Below are 14,838 nucleotides of genomic sequence, written 5' to 3' on the forward strand. Positions count from 1 at the left end.
ATGGAAGGTAGTCACGCGGAAAGCGGCAATTTCAGCTCCGGAACGAGCGTCATAGAGGTAAGCGAACTCTGCAATCGCTTTGGTACCCACGTGGTCCATCAGAACCTTGGGCTCGACTTGAGACAGGGAGAAATCCTGGGAATCGTCGGTGGGTCGGGGACTGGAAAGACGGTGCTTCTGCGCAGCATTGTGGGCCTGCATAAGCCTTCCTCAGGGCAAATACGGGTATTTGGTCAGGATCTTGAACGGCTTTCCGCGAGAAAGCGCTCGGAGATTGAGCAACGCTTCGGGGTATTGTTCCAGGGCGGCGCCCTGTTCACGTCATTGAACCTGCAGGAGAACATTGCGGTTCCACTCATTGAACACGCCGGACTTTCACGCCCGGAAGCCGAGGAACTCGGGCGCATGAAGCTGGCGCTGACCGGCCTCCCCCCGGAAGCAGCTCTGAAATACCCGTCAGAGCTTTCTGGTGGCATGGTCAAGCGTGCTGGACTCGCCCGAGCGCTGGCCCTCGATCCGGAAATATTGTTTCTGGACGAACCTACAGCGGGGTTGGATCCTATTGGCGCAGCCGCTTTTGACCGGCTGATTGTGACCCTGCGTGACGCCTTGGGGCTGACCGTTTTCCTCGTTACTCACGACCTGGATACACTGTATGCCACCTGCGACCGGGTGGCCGTGCTATCGCAGAAAAGAGTGCTGGTGGCCGACACGCTGGCAACGGTAGCTGACACTCAAGATGAATGGATACAGGATTACTTTAAGGGGCCACGGGGGCGTGCTGCCAGCTATGCACACCTGGCTCAATCGAAACAAAGGTCTCAGGAGTAGTAGCCATGGAGCCGAAGGCTCACCACGTGATCATAGGTTTGTTCACGGTTATCGCATTTGCCACAGCCCTGATTTTTGCCTTGTGGCTCAACAAATCGGCAAACGATCGAGAGTGGGCCTACTATGAAATTGGCTTTGACCATGCCGTGAGCGGCCTGTCCAAGGGCAACCCGGTGATGTACAGCGGCGTTCAGATTGGCGATGTTCTCGAGTTAAACCTGGACCCTGAAAACCCGAGCCGGGTCAGAGTCCTGGTGCGCGTCGACGAGCAGGTCCCAATTCGTGAAAACACGAAAGCAGGACTGGTGCTGGCCAACATTACAGGCAGTATGAGTGTTCAGTTCAGTGGCGGCAGCCCGGACAGTCCCGCTCTTGAGGGCACCAGAGAGGAACCACCTTTTATCCAGGCCGAGCCGTCCGCGTTTAGCAGCCTGCTCACCAATGGCGAAGAGCTGTTACAAAAAGCAGATACCCTGCTCACCAATGCAAACAGGCTCTTTTCAGAGCAGAATACCGAAAACCTGGAAGCCATTCTGGCAAATACCCGGGCGGCCACCGACGCCCTGCTGGCCAGCAGAGGCCAACTGACCAGCCTTCTGGAACAACTGGACGCGTCTGGACGGCGAGCCGAAGAAGCCGCCATCAAGGTATCCCGCGCCTCGGATAACGCCAATGCTCTGATAACAAACGAAGGCCAGCGGGCTTTCCAGGCCCTGGAGAAGGCCCTGCAAACCATTCAATCCACCTCGGCGCGAATCGACAGGCTCACGCAAGAGAATGAGGGCGCCATGGCCTCCGGTCTTCAGGGGATGGGAGAGCTGGCGCCCGCCTTGCGGGAGCTTCGCAGCACTTTGCGCAACCTGAATCAGTTTACCCGCCGGCTGGAACAGGACCCCACAGGCACACTGTGGGGAAGCGAGACCATCAAGGAGCTTTCACCGTGAACAAGGGTCTGATTGCAGCCACCTTCATGGCGTTACTGACAGGCAACCTCATCGGTTGTACGGTATTTCCAAACCCTGAACCGCCACGGGTTTTGGACCTTCCCGCTGCAACCTCAGCGTATCAGGCTGACAGCGCCCGGCCCTATAGTCTTCGGATTGATACACCCTACGCCTCCGAGCCCTTCAACAGCACACGCGTACTTGCCAAGCCGAGTCCATGGGAGTTCCGCGTTTTTGAAGGAGTGCGCTGGCGCGACACAGCGCCGGTTATTATTCGTGATCTGTTGGTGCGGGATATCCGGGCAAGCAAAGGTTTCCAGAATGTCGTCAGCGATACCAGCCCGGCGGACACTGACTGGACGCTGATTACGGAGCTCTCAGCGTTTCACGCCGAAAACAGCGCAGGCACTTTTGACGTATTGATCGCGCTGCATGCCCAGATTGTAAACAATGGGTCCAAAGCCACTCTGTGCGCGCACAGCTTTGCTGTGGAGCAGGCTGCCAGCGGAGCCGCAATTGAACAGGTGATAGAAGCCTTCAGTCAGGCAGGTGCGGCAATGTCAGAGGCGGTTACCCGATGGGCAACCGAATGCCGTGGACTCAATGCTCCGGAAACAGATCAGACCAGGCTGCCTTGAGATAGAGCCCCATTGACCACAAAGTCAGGCCCGCGGCAATGTAAAGCAGAGCCAGCGCAACGTCGGCCCAGACCACCCCCGGGGGAAAGGCAAGCAAACCAACAATGGCCGCCATCTGGGCCGTGGTCTTGATTTTACCGATGTAGGATACCGCCACGCTGGCCCGGCTACCTATCTCCGCCATCCACTCGCGGAGCGCTGAGATAACAATCTCGCGGCCAATAATGACCGTTGCCGGAATGGTCAGCAGGATCGCGGCGTGCTCCTGAATCAGCACGGCCAGAGCAACCGCCACCATCAGCTTATCTGCAACCGGATCCAGGAAGGCGCCGAAAGGCGTGCTTTGATCCAGCTTGCGGGCCAGGTAACCGTCCAACCAGTCGGTCGCAGCAGCCAGACCAAAAATGGATGCGCTCACCAGGTAGCTCCACTCGACCGGCAGGTAAAAAATCACCACAAACACCGGGATCATGATGATACGGGAGAGTGTGAGTATGTTAGGTAAATTCATGCTGTCCTTATTCATCATGCAGTGCTGCGTATAGTGTTTCGGCCAATGATTTGCTGATGCCCTGAACCTTGGCCATCTCGTCGACGCTGGCTTTGCGCATTTCCTGTATCCCGCCAAAATAGCGAATCAGGTCACGACGGCGCTTTGGCCCGATGCCTTCAATGCCCTCAAGCGTTGATTGTCGGCGCTTCTTGTCACGACGGGCACGGTGTCCGGTAATGGCAAACCGGTGGGACTCATCCCGGATGTGTTGTATCAGGTGCAGCGCCGGAGAATCGGCGGGCACCCGGAACACATCACCGGTCATGGCATCGATCAACTGTTCCATTCCCGCCCGGCGGGTCACACCCTTGGCGACACCGATCAGCGGGATGTCTGAAATTTCAAGTTCATCAAAGACTTCTCGGGCAATATTCAACTGCCCCTTACCACCATCGATGAAAACCAGATCCGGTCGTTTGCCTTCGCCAGCCACCATCCGCCTGTAGCGGCGTGTCAGTACCTGTCGCATCGCCGCGTAATCGTCGCCGGCGGTCACCCCTTCAATATTGTAGAGCCGGTAGTCACTCTTGAGCGGGCCATTCTCGTCGAAAACCACACAGGATGCGACGGTATTTTCGCCATGACTGTGGCTAACATCAAAGCATTCCATTCTCGATGGCGTCTCTGCCAGCTCTAGCAGGTCCCGAAGCGCCAGCAGGCGACGATAGACAGTTTCCTTGCTTGCCAGGTGCGTCAGCAGGGTCTGACGTGCATTGGTCATCGCGAGCTCCAACCACCGACGGCGCTCTCCCCTGACATTGCCACGAATCCGGGTCTCCCGGTTCGCTGTCTCGGACAACGCTTCGGCAAGTAACTCCTGCCCCTCCACGTCCACTGGAACCAGTATATCCCGGGGAATTTCCCGGCGGGTATTTCCGCCGAAATAGTACTGCCCCAGGAAGGCACTGAGCAATTCGCCTTCCGTCTGTTCTATGGAATAGCGGGGAAAGTAATCCTTGGTCCCCAAAACCCGGCCGCCACGGACAATGATGACCACAATACAAACGATGCCCGCGTCCTGGGCAATGGCGATTACGTCCGCGTCGCCGCCCTCACCGTCAACCGACTGCTGCTCCTGAACGTGGCGCAGGTGATTGATCTGGTCCCGATAGGCCGCTGCCTTTTCAAACTCCAGGTTTTTGGACGCCACTTCCATCGCGTTCATCAGATCATGGATGATCGCGGGGTTTTTCCCTTCCAGAAACATGGTGGCACGGCGGATATCCTCCCGATAATCTTCGGGGCTGATGTATTCAACACAGGGAGCCGTGCAACGATGAATCTGATATTGTAGGCAGGGTCGGGTTCTATTCTTGAAATAGCTTTCACTACAAGATCTTATACGGAATACTTTCTGCAAAACATTAAGACTTTCCTTGACCGCACCGGAGCTCGGAAATGGCCCGAACCAGGTGCCGCCCCCTTTTTTGGTGCGCCCGCGCCGGAAAGTCAGAGACGGGTAGTCACTGTGGGACGACAGATAGATGTAGGGATACGACTTATCGTCTCGAAGAAGGATGTTGTAGGGAGGGCGAAGGGACTTGATAAGGTTCTGCTCAAGCAGCAGGGCTTCGGTTTCGCTACCGGTAATCGTCACTTCAATAGAACTGATTTTTCCAACCAGGGCTTCGGTCTTCGGTGCGAGCCCGGATTTGCGAAAATAACTACTGACCCGTTTCTTAAGGTTGCGAGCCTTTCCCACATAAAGGACCGAGCCGCCCTCGTCATACATGCGATAAACGCCGGGCCGTTCCGTAAGCTGCTTCAGGAAGTTTTTGCTGTCGAACCCCCTGTCATGGCTGGAGGATTCAGACCTTGTCGGCATCAAGCAACCCAAGCCGCACAGCCATCAGGGCCAGTTCAACGTCGCTGGAAATCTCCAGCTTTTCAAAAATCCGGTAACGGTAGCTGTTAACCGTTTTCGGACTCAGGCACAGCTTGTCCGAGATATCCTGAACCTTTTGGCAGTCAACCACCATCATGGCAATCTGCATTTCACGCTCGGACAGGCGCTCGAAAAGTGAGAGTTCGCCGTCATCCTCCCTGTCACCGCCCAGTTGCTTGAGCGCCATCTTCTGGGCGATCTCGGGGCTGATGTAACGTTGGCCAGAGTGGGCCATGCGGATAGCACGAACCATTTCCCTGATATCCGCGCCTTTCGTTATGTAGGCAGAGGCCCCGCTCTGCATGACACGGGTGGGATAAGGATCGTCTGCGCAAGCAGTAACAACGATGACCCGGATAGAGTCATCAATGCGGAGGATTCGCCGGGTCGCTTCGAGGCCGCCGATACCGGGCATACGGATATCCATCAGAACAATGTCCGGCTGATCCTTGCGGACAAACTCAATGGCATCCTCTCCCGATGCCGCCTGCCCGATGACTTCCAGGTCGGGGTCATCAGCCAGCATCCGGGTAATCCCGGAACGCACCAGATCATGGTCATCTACAACCAGTACCCTGATCAAAATTCACCTCGCACACGGCTTTCGACAGACAGCGCGATTGTACCGGTTACCGATACTCGCGGGTAGGTGCAAACCGGATTACTGCCGCTCGACTTCACATTCAGGAGGGAGAACCAAGCCCTGCGGTGTTTTCAACCGGATCAAACCAGACCACCAGATCCCCCCGTTTGACGGCTGCCAGCACTAGGTTCACCTCGGCCAGCGGGTTCTCGGTATCGTTCAACCCATGGTACCGGGTGCAATACTCTTCAACCAAGCCAGTCAATTGATCTTCCGTCAGCAGTTCCTTCTCTACAATGAACTTTTCCTGCCGGGGGTCGGGTTGCCCTTGATAGGCTGCGTCGTCGGTCATAGTCCCTCCTGTTGATGCACATGGTAAGGATTATCACGCAAAGGGAGAAGCCCTTTCCAAAAATCATCTTCCGGCGCTATTGGCCGGAGTCGGCTGCGGTCCGGAATCGGGCGATCAGCTGCCGCATCGACAGGGATTCCTGCCTCAGGGCCTCACTGATGGCCCGCGTGCTTTCAACGCTTTCAATCAGGAAATCGGCACTCTCGTCCAGGGCGGTCGACCGGCGACCAACCCGCCCTATTTCATCCCGCTGGGTGGTTACGGCGGCCGAGATGGCAGCACTGTGGTCTTCCAACTGGACAAACTGTCCCCTCAGGCTCTCGAGGTGGGCCTTGAGCGCAATCAGGTGCTCACGATTCTGATTACCGGCCTCGCGCATTTCACCCAACAGCTCATCGACGCTGCCAACACCGGCCACCAGGTCCTGAACCCATTGGCCAATATTCCGGGTAGATTCGGACGTTCGCCGGGACAACGTCCTGACTTCATCAGCAACCACTGCAAAACCCCGACCATGCTCGCCTGCCCGGGCAGCCTCGATTGCGGCGTTGAGCGCCAGTAAGTTAGTCTGCTCTGCAATGTCTGCAATAACACCGATGACCTGCTCGATTTTACCGGTTGAATCGTTCAACGCGTGAATTGATTGTGAAACGCGGGAGATCACATCAACCGTATGCTCTGCCGCCTGTTCACTGCTGACCAGCCTATGTTGCACTTCTTCGTTAGCCGACACAGCATCCCCAACTGTAAGCGCTGACTGGTCGGTGGCTCGCTCGATTGCCGATGCCTGATCGGCAATGGCGGCCATGGACTGACTGACATCCCGTATCTGATGGCGGGTTGTCTCGGATGCGGTGTGCAAGGACTCGGCGCCTGTATCAAGGGTCAACGAGCGCTGATTCAGTTCGCCCGCAGCGCCACGAATATCGGCGATAAACTGCTCGAAACGGCTGACCAGTGCGCCCAGTGCCCGACTGACACCGGCCACCTCATCCCGCCCCTTCAGCACCGGCATCCGGGTCAGATCGCTATTCGCTTCCATCGCGCCAAGCTCACTCTCCATCTTCTGAAGCCGGAGGATGACTGATTGCCGGAGCCACGCTGTCATCACCACAACAACAAAGAGGAAGAGAACAGAACCTGCCACCAGGTATACCTGCTGGTTGGACAAAAACGCCAGCAAATCATCAGCGCCAGCTGAAACTGAATTCCTGCTCTGCAATTGTCGCTGGTTAATGGCCTTCAGCATGGGCTCAAGGGACGGGAATAAATCAAAATCCACAACCTGGCCAACACGGTAATAGCTCTTTTCACCTATCCCGCTCTTCATGGATTCCATCAGCGCCACGACGCGCTCGAACGAATCGCGATGCTCCTCCGCCCATGTTTCAAGTCCCGCATTTTCAGAAACGGCCTTCCAATGGGCAGGAAGCGCCTGCTCAAGATCGGCAAATACCGGTTCAATTTCGTCCCAAAGCAACAGCTGCGCCTTGATCTTGAAGGCCAGATCCTGCAGCCGACGATGGTCCTGCTCAAGATCAACCAGTAGCCAGGATTCTTTCAGTTTGGTGCTGATCAAACTGTCCGACGCCTCTTCTGCCTTGAGTATGATGGTCCAGGACAGGACCGCCAGACCGGACAACGCGAAGACGGAAAGAAAGGCAAAAAACAGAATGCGGGTTCGAACAGTGCCAAGCATGACAACTCCAACAAGGGCTTTGCCCATGAGGGTATTCCTGCTTTATGACATTTTTATTGCGGCACCCGTGAACACCCACCATCGTCCATGCTGCCCCGGCTTTTGGAACCGCTTCAAAAAATGACGGGAATTCATTATCATCCATCGCCGCCTATCTGATGCCTGGAGCCCAATGAACCTGTCCGTATTTCGCCAGACACTCCCAATCCTCTTCGGCTATCTGCCTCTGGGAACGGCGTTCGGGGTGCTGTTTGCAACTCAACTGGATTATGCCTGGTGGGTGGCACCGCTGATGGGTGTGGTTATTTATGCAGGAGCGGGACAGATTCTGGCGGTGAGCCTGCTCGCGGCCAACGCCGGGCTTGTTGAGGTTTTTGTTGCCATGTTTGTTCTGAACGCCCGGCACCTTTTTTACGGGCTTTCCCTGCTGGGTCAGTTTCGGGGCGCCGGGTTGCGAAAGCTCTACCTGATTTTCGGTCTGACCGACGAAACCTATTCACTCCTGACCAGCCGGCCGAGATACCAGGATCGACGTCACGAGCAGGAAATTGATTTCCGGATTACCGGCTTCAACCAGTGCTATTGGGTCATTGGCTGCGCCCTGGGGGCGCTTCTTGGCGACAACGTGGTGTTTGACAGCACCGGCATCGAGTATGCTTTGGTGGCCCTGTTTATTGTTCTGACCATTGAACAGCTCAAGGCTCTGGGAGATAGCGTACCGATGTGGATAGGCGCAGCAGCGGCAGGTATTGCCATGCTTTTGTTACCACCAGCCCATCAGCTTATCGGAGCCATTGCGATCGTAACCGTTGCGTTACTGGTGCAATACCGAAGAATCAGGACATCACAGGCCGGGAAAGAGGCGCGCCATGTCTGAAAACGGCTATCTTATGGCCTTTATTGCGGTTGCGGCGATAGCCACCTTTGCAACCCGGGTAATACCGTTCCTGTTCTTCGAACGGCATACGGACCACCCGTTGGTTCAGCATCTGGGAAGGTATCTACCGGCTGCCGTCATGGCGTTGCTGGCAACGGTCTTTCTGCAACGTTCAGCCAACTGGTCGGCCGATCTCCCGGGACTGGACGCCCTGATACCGGGTGCTCTGGTGGTTATACTTCATTTGTGGCAGCGGAATTCCCTGCTCTCCATAGCCGCAGGTACTGCCAGCTATATGGTGATTCAGCAGACTGGCATACTTGGCAGTTAGAGACTGTCTGCAAGGTTGGCAACAAGCCGGGATCCTGGACAGCCGCCGTGCGGTGCTTGACCACACCCTTGTATTCCGAGCTCTCAATCATCGCCATGAAGGCTTCAATGGACGGATAGCGAACAAGCAGGACCTGGTCCCAGGACTCATCTGGGGGAGCAATCAGTGAACCAACACTGTGCCCCGACCAGATAACTTCTGCGCCAACAGCCTTTACGCAGGCAGCGGCTTCTTTCATGTACAGCCTGTACGCTTCCCGCCCGGTACGATCAGACGCCTCATCCTTGTAGCTGGCCTGGTCACGAAACCTCAGCAGATTCAGCATCACGATGGGCTGGTCTTTCGGGGTATCTGCCAGAACTTTCTGTAACTGTTCCGGTGTGGGACTTAAGGCTTCCATCCTGATCCTCTTGCTTTGCCTGTTACGGCGCCTACTATAGCGTAATCCGCCCAAGTTCACGCAAGCGAATTCGTTACCTTTCAGCCAGGCGCCGAATCGGCACTAATCAAACCTCTGCAAGGCGGCGATCACCATGATCTCGACCTTCCATTCCGGCTTCGCCAGTTTGGATTCCACACAGGCGCGCACGGGCGGGCGGCCATCCACTACCCAGGCGTCCCAGGCGGCGTTCATTTCAGCGAACTCGGCCATGTCGGTTACCCATATGGTGGCCGACAGAAGGTGCGATTTGTCAGTACCGGCCTTGGCCAGCATCTGGTCAATACCCTGCAAAATCTGTTCAGTCTGGCCACGCATGCCAGCGCTGGCGTCCGAGGCGACCTGGCCAGCCAGATAGACAGTATTGCCATGTACGACGGCTTGGCTCATTCGTTGGTTGCTGTCAATGTAACGATCGGTCATAAATTGCACTCTATTGGTTGGGAAAAATTTGAGGTGGTTAACCCCATTCGAAGCCCTGTAAAAAAGCGGCCAGATTATCACTGAGACTGTCGGTCGGGTATCCCCCCTCCTGAACAATCACTTTGGGGCCTTTTACCTGTGCCAGGCGTTGCCCAATGCGGTAAAAGTCTTCGGTTTCCAGGGTCATGCCGGCCAGGGGGTCGTCCTTGTGAGCATCGAGCCCGAGCGCGATGACAATAGCTTGGGGTTTGAACTCAGTCAGAGCAGACAACAGCCGTGACAGCGCCTGCAGGAACGCAATGCCATCAGCGCCCAGAGGCAGCGGCACGTTGCAGTTATAGCCTTTGCCTTCGCCCGCCCCCACCTCTTGTGCTGCGCCCCAGTAAAACGGGTAGAAATCGGCAGGGTCGACATGCACCGAGCCTATTGAGCAACAGCGGATCACTGGCAAGCGGTGGCAGCAGACTCAGGCTGGCGCCCGCAGCTTCAACCGCTTCTTTCAGTCGCTCGGCGCGCACCGGTTGCTCTGGCGACGGGGCGGGTTGTCCACGCAGCAAAAAATGTTTGGGTGCATGCTCGTTCTGCGTCTCATGATAAAAGCATTTCACCGAGCACCGCCTAGTGGTTGTTGTCGAGGTGTTTTTGCAGGAAGTTGCGCGTACGCTCCTGATCCGGATTGCTGAACAACTTGTCCGGAGTGCACTCTTCAACCACAACACCGCCATCCATGAACAGGGCCCAGTCGGACACATCCCGTGCAAAACTCATCTCGTGTGTGACGATCAACATTGTCATGTGTTCATCGGCCAGACTACGCATTACCCGGTTTACTTCTTCAACCAGCTCCGGATCCAGGGCCGAGGTGGCTTCGTCAAACAACATCACCTTGGGTTTCATTGCCAATGCCCGGGCAATGGCAACTCGCTGTTTCTGACCACCCGACAACCAGTTCGGAAACACATCGGCTTTCTCTGCAAGGCCCACCCGTTCAAGCTGTTCCATACCCAGCTCACGGGCCGTTTTTTTATCCATACCCTTGAGCTTGCGCGGTGCCAGGGTGACGTTATCGATGGTCGACAGATGCGGGAACAGGTTGAAGTGCTGAAACACCATGCCCATGTTCTGGCGGATGTTGTTGATGTGCCGTTCAAAGGCAAGCCCTTTCATATCGGGCCGGTTAACCTGCACACCATCGAGCAGGATGGCACCTTCATCAATCACTTCCAGCTGATTGACCGATCGCAGTAGCGTGCTTTTACCGGAACCGGACGGACCAATGATGGAAATGATCTTGCCGCGATTGACGGTCAGATTGATCCCTTTCAGAACTTCGAGGTCGCCAAAGCGCTTGTGCACATTGCGAACTTCTACCATGGGTGTTTCTGCATTGTTCTCTGCGCTCATAAGAAAGCTCCAGTATTATAATCTTTTACAGGGACGATTCAGCGGCGGTAGGCGGTCTGACGTTCCAGCCATGCCTGACCCAGTTCCATAAGAATATTGATCACGTAATACATCATGGCGATAACAATAAAGAACTCGAACGGCCTGAATGACACACTGATCGCATACTGGGAGGCATACACCAATTCAGCCACACCGATCGCAGACAACACCGAGGTATCCTTGACCATTAAAATCATGTTGTTTCCCAACTGGGGAATCGAGCGAATCAACGCCTGTGGCACAATAATGTACAAAATGGTATTCCAATGCCCGAAGCCCAATGAACGGGAGGCCTCATATTGCCCACCTGACACCGACTTGATGGTGGCGATGAAAATCTCGGCATTGTAAGCCATGTAGTGAAAACCAAGCCCCAGTATGCCCACCACGATGGCCGGAATCAGGACCCATTCGCCCAATCCAAAGTACAGGAAGTAAAGTTGCAGCAGCAGCGGCGTCGTCATGAACAGCCAGATAAAAAAGCGTAACGGCCAACTCACTACCTTGTTGGTGTAGATGGATATCACCGCGACAATAAGCCCACCCACGATGGACATGAAGGCTACAACGATGGCTACCAAAGACGCCACGCCCACGCCTTTCAGCAAGGTTGGGAAGTAGGTAATAACGGGAGTAAAATCAAATTCCATCAGTGCTGCCTCCTATTGGGTCGTGTATCGGGTTGCGCGACGATAGGCCAACTCGATGATGCCCATCACCGCATAGATGATGACGATGTACATCAGGGCACTGAGGGTAAAAATTTCCAGCGGCTTATAGGTCGACCCAATCAGGCGCTGCGCCTGATAAGTCAATTCAACCACGGAGATAATGGAGACCAGTGAGGAGTTCTTGACCAGAACAATGGCCAGCACACCCACGGAACGAATCATCAGACTCGCCGCTTGCGGCAGCACGATGGATACCATTGTATGTGCTTTGCCAAAACCCAATGATCGGGCGGCTTCGCTTTGCCCCTTGTCAACCGATTCAATGGAGCCACGAATCGCCTCACTCATATAGGCGCCAATATTAAATGCCCCAACAACGACACCGCAGGTGACGGGGTCTAGCCGCAAGCCGAGACTCGGGCCGCCATAAAACACCAGCAACAATTGCACGAAATAGGGAGTCCCGCGAACCACACTGATATAACCGCGGGCAAACCAGCGGATGGGGGCGAAACGGAAGGTCTGTAAAAACACCAAACCACAGGCGACAAAGAACCCAAAGAAAATCGCACGGGAAGAAATATCGATCGTAACCCAGGCCGCCCTGATTAACAGAGGCGTAACCTCGACCATCAAGTCAAAATCCATGGTCATACCTTTTTTGCTGTTATCGGTGACTCAACCTTCAAACTTCGAGCACCAGCGGCGGGTGCCTCGGGTGGGCTCGATGCAATCAGTGCAAAGAGCCCACCCTTAATCGGCCATTACTCGATATTGGCACCTTTGCCAATCCACTTGTCGACGATGTCCTGGTAAGTCCCATCTGCCTTGATTTCGGCCAGAGCAGCGTTGAGCGCTTCCTTCAGTTCAGGTTTGTTCTTCTGAATGGAAATCGCTGCGGGCCAGCGTGGCAGTTCACCGACGTCGATCATTTTTATAGCGAGTGCGTTGTCCTGCATCGCGACCAGAACCGGCACGTCATCAGCAATCATGGCATCAACGCGGCCTGTGGTCAGAGCGTTCATCATGTCAGGCAATCCCTGGAAGGTCTGGTTGCGCCATTTACCTTCGCCATTTTCGACCGCCCACTGATTACCCGTTTCGCCCAGGGTGGAACCAACCTGCTTACCGGAGAGGTCGTCGATGCTGCTGATATCGTCCGTGCTTTCCTGTACCCAGACTGAAAGACCTGCGCTGTAGTACGGGTCGGTAAAATCAACCGCTTTCTGGCGTTCTTCGGTGACGCTCATGCTGCAGATGCAGGCATCAAAGCGGCCACCGGCCAGGGCAGCAATAATGCCGTTCCAGGGGGATGACTGAATGTTGACGTCCACACCCATTTTTTTAGCCAGCGCCTCGGCAATATCAACATCGAAGCCCACGAGTTCACCCTGAGTGTTCACATAGCTGAAGGGAGGGTAGGCGCCGGAGTTGGCTACCTGAAAGACGTCATCGCGGATTTCAGGCAGGTCACGCGCTTGGGTCGGCATTGCCACCATCGCTGTTGCACCAATAACCACAGCTGCGGTCGCCAGAGTTTGTGAGAACTTTTTTGTAAGTGCCTTCATATTCTTATTCCTGTTCAGACTTTATTAAAACAGTGCATGCATTGATGCATTGCACCTCTCCACACTGTTCAATGACCGTACCTGTTGAGCCAGGATCGATCGTTGTCATCCATACAGATTAATTATTGGGTTGACTCTCATGGTTGTTTCTTTGGTCACCTCCTGCCAATCTTTTTAGTGTTGCTTGACTCAAACACACGGCGAGGCCATGCAGCTCAGACTCGTCAACACCGTGAATGTTTAAAGCGGTTTCGCGTTCGTTAAGGTTCATACCGTGACTCCCCCGATCGCGAAGGTCAGTTCTGCTTCAGTCAGCGCCTGTAAGTCGACATTGCTAATGTCGACCAGTTTTTCCCGCACTACCAGGCCCTGGTCGGCAACGTCGATTACAGCCAGGTCTGAAATGATTCGACTGACGCAAGCTTTGGCAGTGAGCGGCAGCCGGCAGGTCTCAAGTATTTTGGGGCGTCCGTGTTTGTCGGTATGCGTGGTTAGCACGATGATGCGCTTTGTTTTTTGCGCCAGCTCCATGGCGCCACCTATACCCGGTGAGAACTTGCCCGGAATTTTCCAGTTGGCGAGGTTACCGTGCGCGTCGACCTCGAAAGCACCGATCATCGTCAGGTCCAGACGGGCCCGACGAATCATTGCGAAGGAGACGGCGCTGTCGAACAGGCTCGCGCCTTCGCGCAAAGAGACGTAGGCGCCGGAGGCGTCAATAAGAAAAGGGTCCATCGATTCCCGTTCGGCCTGTTTCCAGGCACAGAGAATGCCATTCTCCGAATGAATCTGGACATCAAAGTCGTCCGGCAGGTAATGCATGACCTGCGTTGGCAGACCAATGCCCAGATTGACGATGCTGCCTGGGGTGATCTCGATCACCGCCCTGCTCAAAATGCGTTCAACGGCGGACATGATGCTCCAGAATTCCGTAGTCTGAGGTGAGTGATTCCAGCTGTACGACGCTATCGACAAAGGCGCTCGGTGTATGCACGTGTTCAGGTTTAAAACGCCCGGGGGCACCCAGGTCCGGTGTTTCGACAATGACGTGGTTCGCCGCCATGGCCATTAGCGGGCTGAAGTTAATGGCCGAGCCCTGATACACCAGGTTGCCCAGCCAGTCGGCCTGAGCAGCATGAATAAGAGCAAAATCGGCTGACAATGCCATTTCCACTTTGTAGGTTTTGCCCTGCCAGTCGAGCAGATCTTCAGGCCGGGTAATCTCGGAATCCATACCAATATCAGTCAGGAACCCAAAGCTGCCGGAACCGGCGGTGCGGATCTTTTCAGCCAGCATGCCCTGAGGGTGAAACTCCACGTCTATATCGCCCCGGTTCAAATGATCGATCACGACTTTATTCAGACCAATGTGAGTAGTGATCAGCTTACGCACCTGACCATTCTCAATCAGTCGACTCACACCGTGGCCGACTTCGTTGGCATCGTTTTTGATCAGGGTAAGATCGGTTTGCCCCTGGCGCAGTATTTCATTGATCAAACTGAATGGCGTGCCCGGGTTGCCGAAACCACCGACCATGACCACTGCGCCCGAAGGGATGGTGGCTATGGCGTTTTCCAGGGTGAGGTTCTTTTTCATG

The 14,838-nt window shown here is 55.2% G+C and carries 19 protein-coding genes; 5 read left to right on the plus strand and 14 right to left on the minus strand.

The window, feature by feature from the left end; genetic code table 11:
• The 3 genes from BKP64_RS06440 to BKP64_RS06450 are packed head-to-tail and all read left to right on the plus strand — an operon-like array spanning position 1 to position 2,413.
• Entirely contained in the window at positions 1-831 is an 831-nt protein-coding gene (locus tag BKP64_RS06440) for an ABC transporter ATP-binding protein (RefSeq protein WP_070967514.1), read from the plus strand.
• A gap of 5 nt (positions 832-836) precedes the next feature.
• On the plus strand, positions 837-1,775 hold the full coding sequence (locus tag BKP64_RS06445; RefSeq protein ID WP_070967517.1) for an MlaD family protein: 939 nt from the start codon (positions 837-839) through the stop codon (positions 1,773-1,775).
• Complete coding sequence (locus BKP64_RS06450) at positions 1,772-2,413, plus strand: ABC-type transport auxiliary lipoprotein family protein (RefSeq protein ID WP_083329170.1); 642 nt, start codon at positions 1,772-1,774, stop codon at positions 2,411-2,413. The genes BKP64_RS06445 and BKP64_RS06450 overlap by 4 nt, the downstream gene beginning before the upstream one ends.
• Here BKP64_RS06450 and pgsA read toward each other — a convergent pair.
• The 5 genes from pgsA to BKP64_RS06475 all read right to left on the minus strand — a co-directional run bounded on the left by pgsA (position 2,376) and on the right by BKP64_RS06475 (position 7,512).
• Positions 2,376-2,924: a CDP-diacylglycerol--glycerol-3-phosphate 3-phosphatidyltransferase gene (gene pgsA, locus BKP64_RS06455; RefSeq protein WP_070973585.1), complete on the minus strand. Its 549-nt coding sequence runs from the start codon at positions 2,922-2,924 to the stop codon at positions 2,376-2,378. The two genes, BKP64_RS06450 and pgsA, sit on opposite strands and share 38 nt — an antisense overlap.
• 7 nt (positions 2,925-2,931) lie before the next feature.
• Complete coding sequence (gene uvrC / locus BKP64_RS06460) at positions 2,932-4,791, minus strand: excinuclease ABC subunit UvrC (RefSeq protein WP_070967520.1); 1,860 nt, start codon at positions 4,789-4,791, stop codon at positions 2,932-2,934.
• Positions 4,775-5,434: a UvrY/SirA/GacA family response regulator transcription factor gene (gene uvrY / locus BKP64_RS06465; RefSeq protein ID WP_070967522.1), complete on the minus strand. Its 660-nt coding sequence runs from the start codon at positions 5,432-5,434 to the stop codon at positions 4,775-4,777. The genes uvrC and uvrY overlap by 17 nt, the downstream gene beginning before the upstream one ends.
• A gap of 100 nt (positions 5,435-5,534) precedes the next feature.
• Complete coding sequence (locus tag BKP64_RS06470; RefSeq protein ID WP_070967525.1) at positions 5,535-5,786, minus strand: YheU family protein; 252 nt, start codon at positions 5,784-5,786, stop codon at positions 5,535-5,537.
• Positions 5,787-5,862: 76 nt separating this feature from the next.
• Complete coding sequence (locus tag BKP64_RS06475) at positions 5,863-7,512, minus strand: methyl-accepting chemotaxis protein (protein ID WP_227515522.1); 1,650 nt, start codon at positions 7,510-7,512, stop codon at positions 5,863-5,865.
• A gap of 145 nt (positions 7,513-7,657) precedes the next feature.
• Between BKP64_RS06475 and BKP64_RS06480 the strand changes: the two genes are divergently transcribed.
• Together BKP64_RS06480 and BKP64_RS19040 are read left to right on the plus strand one after the other, a co-directional pair.
• A complete protein-coding gene (locus BKP64_RS06480; RefSeq protein WP_070967528.1) occupies positions 7,658-8,362 on the plus strand; it encodes an AzlC family ABC transporter permease in 705 nt (234 codons plus the stop codon).
• Positions 8,355-8,693, plus strand: coding sequence for a branched-chain amino acid transporter permease (locus BKP64_RS19040; protein WP_083329171.1), 339 nt, complete (start codon positions 8,355-8,357; stop codon positions 8,691-8,693). The genes BKP64_RS06480 and BKP64_RS19040 overlap by 8 nt, the downstream gene beginning before the upstream one ends.
• Here the strand turns inward: BKP64_RS19040 and BKP64_RS06485 are convergent.
• From BKP64_RS06485 to BKP64_RS06525, 9 genes are all read right to left on the minus strand, one after another.
• The gene (locus tag BKP64_RS06485; protein WP_083329172.1) at positions 8,596-9,093 is read right to left on the minus strand and encodes a DUF1330 domain-containing protein; all 498 of its coding nucleotides are present in this window, start codon (positions 9,091-9,093) and stop codon (positions 8,596-8,598) included. The genes BKP64_RS19040 and BKP64_RS06485 overlap by 98 nt on opposite strands.
• 102 nt (positions 9,094-9,195) lie before the next feature.
• On the minus strand, positions 9,196-9,555 hold the full coding sequence (locus BKP64_RS06490) for a RidA family protein (RefSeq protein ID WP_070967529.1): 360 nt from the start codon (positions 9,553-9,555) through the stop codon (positions 9,196-9,198).
• Between the two features lie 37 nt (positions 9,556-9,592).
• On the minus strand, positions 9,593-10,000 hold the full coding sequence (locus tag BKP64_RS06495) for an arginase family protein (protein ID WP_227515561.1): 408 nt from the start codon (positions 9,998-10,000) through the stop codon (positions 9,593-9,595).
• Between the two features lie 173 nt (positions 10,001-10,173).
• Entirely contained in the window at positions 10,174-10,959 is a 786-nt protein-coding gene (locus BKP64_RS06500; protein WP_269466074.1) for an amino acid ABC transporter ATP-binding protein, read from the minus strand.
• Positions 10,960-10,997: 38 nt separating this feature from the next.
• The gene (locus BKP64_RS06505) at positions 10,998-11,651 is read right to left on the minus strand and encodes an amino acid ABC transporter permease (protein WP_070967535.1); all 654 of its coding nucleotides are present in this window, start codon (positions 11,649-11,651) and stop codon (positions 10,998-11,000) included.
• Between the two features lie 12 nt (positions 11,652-11,663).
• Positions 11,664-12,326, minus strand: a complete 663-nt coding sequence (locus BKP64_RS06510; protein ID WP_227515523.1) for an amino acid ABC transporter permease — start codon at positions 12,324-12,326, stop codon at positions 11,664-11,666.
• 110 nt (positions 12,327-12,436) lie between these two features.
• Positions 12,437-13,240, minus strand: a complete 804-nt coding sequence (locus tag BKP64_RS06515) for a transporter substrate-binding domain-containing protein (protein WP_070967541.1) — start codon at positions 13,238-13,240, stop codon at positions 12,437-12,439.
• Positions 13,241-13,507: 267 nt separating this feature from the next.
• Entirely contained in the window at positions 13,508-14,155 is a 648-nt protein-coding gene (locus BKP64_RS06520) for a 3-oxoacid CoA-transferase subunit B (protein WP_198402654.1), read from the minus strand.
• Complete coding sequence (locus BKP64_RS06525; RefSeq protein ID WP_070967544.1) at positions 14,142-14,837, minus strand: CoA transferase subunit A; 696 nt, start codon at positions 14,835-14,837, stop codon at positions 14,142-14,144. The genes BKP64_RS06520 and BKP64_RS06525 overlap by 14 nt, the downstream gene beginning before the upstream one ends.
• Position 14,838 lies beyond the last annotated feature (1 nt).

This window comes from Marinobacter salinus, from assembly GCF_001854125.1.
GTDB lineage: Bacteria > Pseudomonadota > Gammaproteobacteria > Pseudomonadales > Oleiphilaceae > Marinobacter > Marinobacter salinus.

Excerpts from the sequence above, each read along its gene's own strand:
- uvrC (WP_070967520.1), bottom strand. The coding sequence starts at position 4,791 with ATGCCGACAAGGTCTGAATCCTCCAGCCATGACAGGGGGTTCGACAGC.
- BKP64_RS06445 (WP_070967517.1), top strand. The coding sequence starts at position 837 with ATGGAGCCGAAGGCTCACCACGTGATCATAGGTTTGTTCACGGTTATC.
- BKP64_RS19040 (WP_083329171.1), top strand. The coding sequence starts at position 8,355 with ATGTCTGAAAACGGCTATCTTATGGCCTTTATTGCGGTTGCGGCGATA.
- BKP64_RS06515 (WP_070967541.1), bottom strand. The coding sequence starts at position 13,240 with ATGAAGGCACTTACAAAAAAGTTCTCACAAACTCTGGCGACCGCAGCT.
- BKP64_RS06520 (WP_198402654.1), bottom strand. The coding sequence starts at position 14,155 with ATGTCCGCCGTTGAACGCATTTTGAGCAGGGCGGTGATCGAGATCACC.
- BKP64_RS06475 (WP_227515522.1), bottom strand. The coding sequence starts at position 7,512 with ATGGGCAAAGCCCTTGTTGGAGTTGTCATGCTTGGCACTGTTCGAACC.
- BKP64_RS06485 (WP_083329172.1), bottom strand. The coding sequence starts at position 9,093 with ATGGAAGCCTTAAGTCCCACACCGGAACAGTTACAGAAAGTTCTGGCA.
- BKP64_RS06510 (WP_227515523.1), bottom strand. The coding sequence starts at position 12,326 with ATGACCATGGATTTTGACTTGATGGTCGAGGTTACGCCTCTGTTAATC.
- BKP64_RS06440 (WP_070967514.1), top strand. The coding sequence starts at position 1 with ATGGAAGGTAGTCACGCGGAAAGCGGCAATTTCAGCTCCGGAACGAGC.
- BKP64_RS06525 (WP_070967544.1), bottom strand. The coding sequence starts at position 14,837 with ATGAAAAAGAACCTCACCCTGGAAAACGCCATAGCCACCATCCCTTCG.
- BKP64_RS06470 (WP_070967525.1), bottom strand. The coding sequence starts at position 5,786 with ATGACCGACGACGCAGCCTATCAAGGGCAACCCGACCCCCGGCAGGAA.
- BKP64_RS06480 (WP_070967528.1), top strand. The coding sequence starts at position 7,658 with ATGAACCTGTCCGTATTTCGCCAGACACTCCCAATCCTCTTCGGCTAT.
- BKP64_RS06490 (WP_070967529.1), bottom strand. The coding sequence starts at position 9,555 with ATGACCGATCGTTACATTGACAGCAACCAACGAATGAGCCAAGCCGTC.
- pgsA (WP_070973585.1), bottom strand. The coding sequence starts at position 2,924 with ATGAATTTACCTAACATACTCACACTCTCCCGTATCATCATGATCCCG.
- BKP64_RS06500 (WP_269466074.1), bottom strand. The coding sequence starts at position 10,959 with ATGAGCGCAGAGAACAATGCAGAAACACCCATGGTAGAAGTTCGCAAT.
- BKP64_RS06505 (WP_070967535.1), bottom strand. The coding sequence starts at position 11,651 with ATGGAATTTGATTTTACTCCCGTTATTACCTACTTCCCAACCTTGCTG.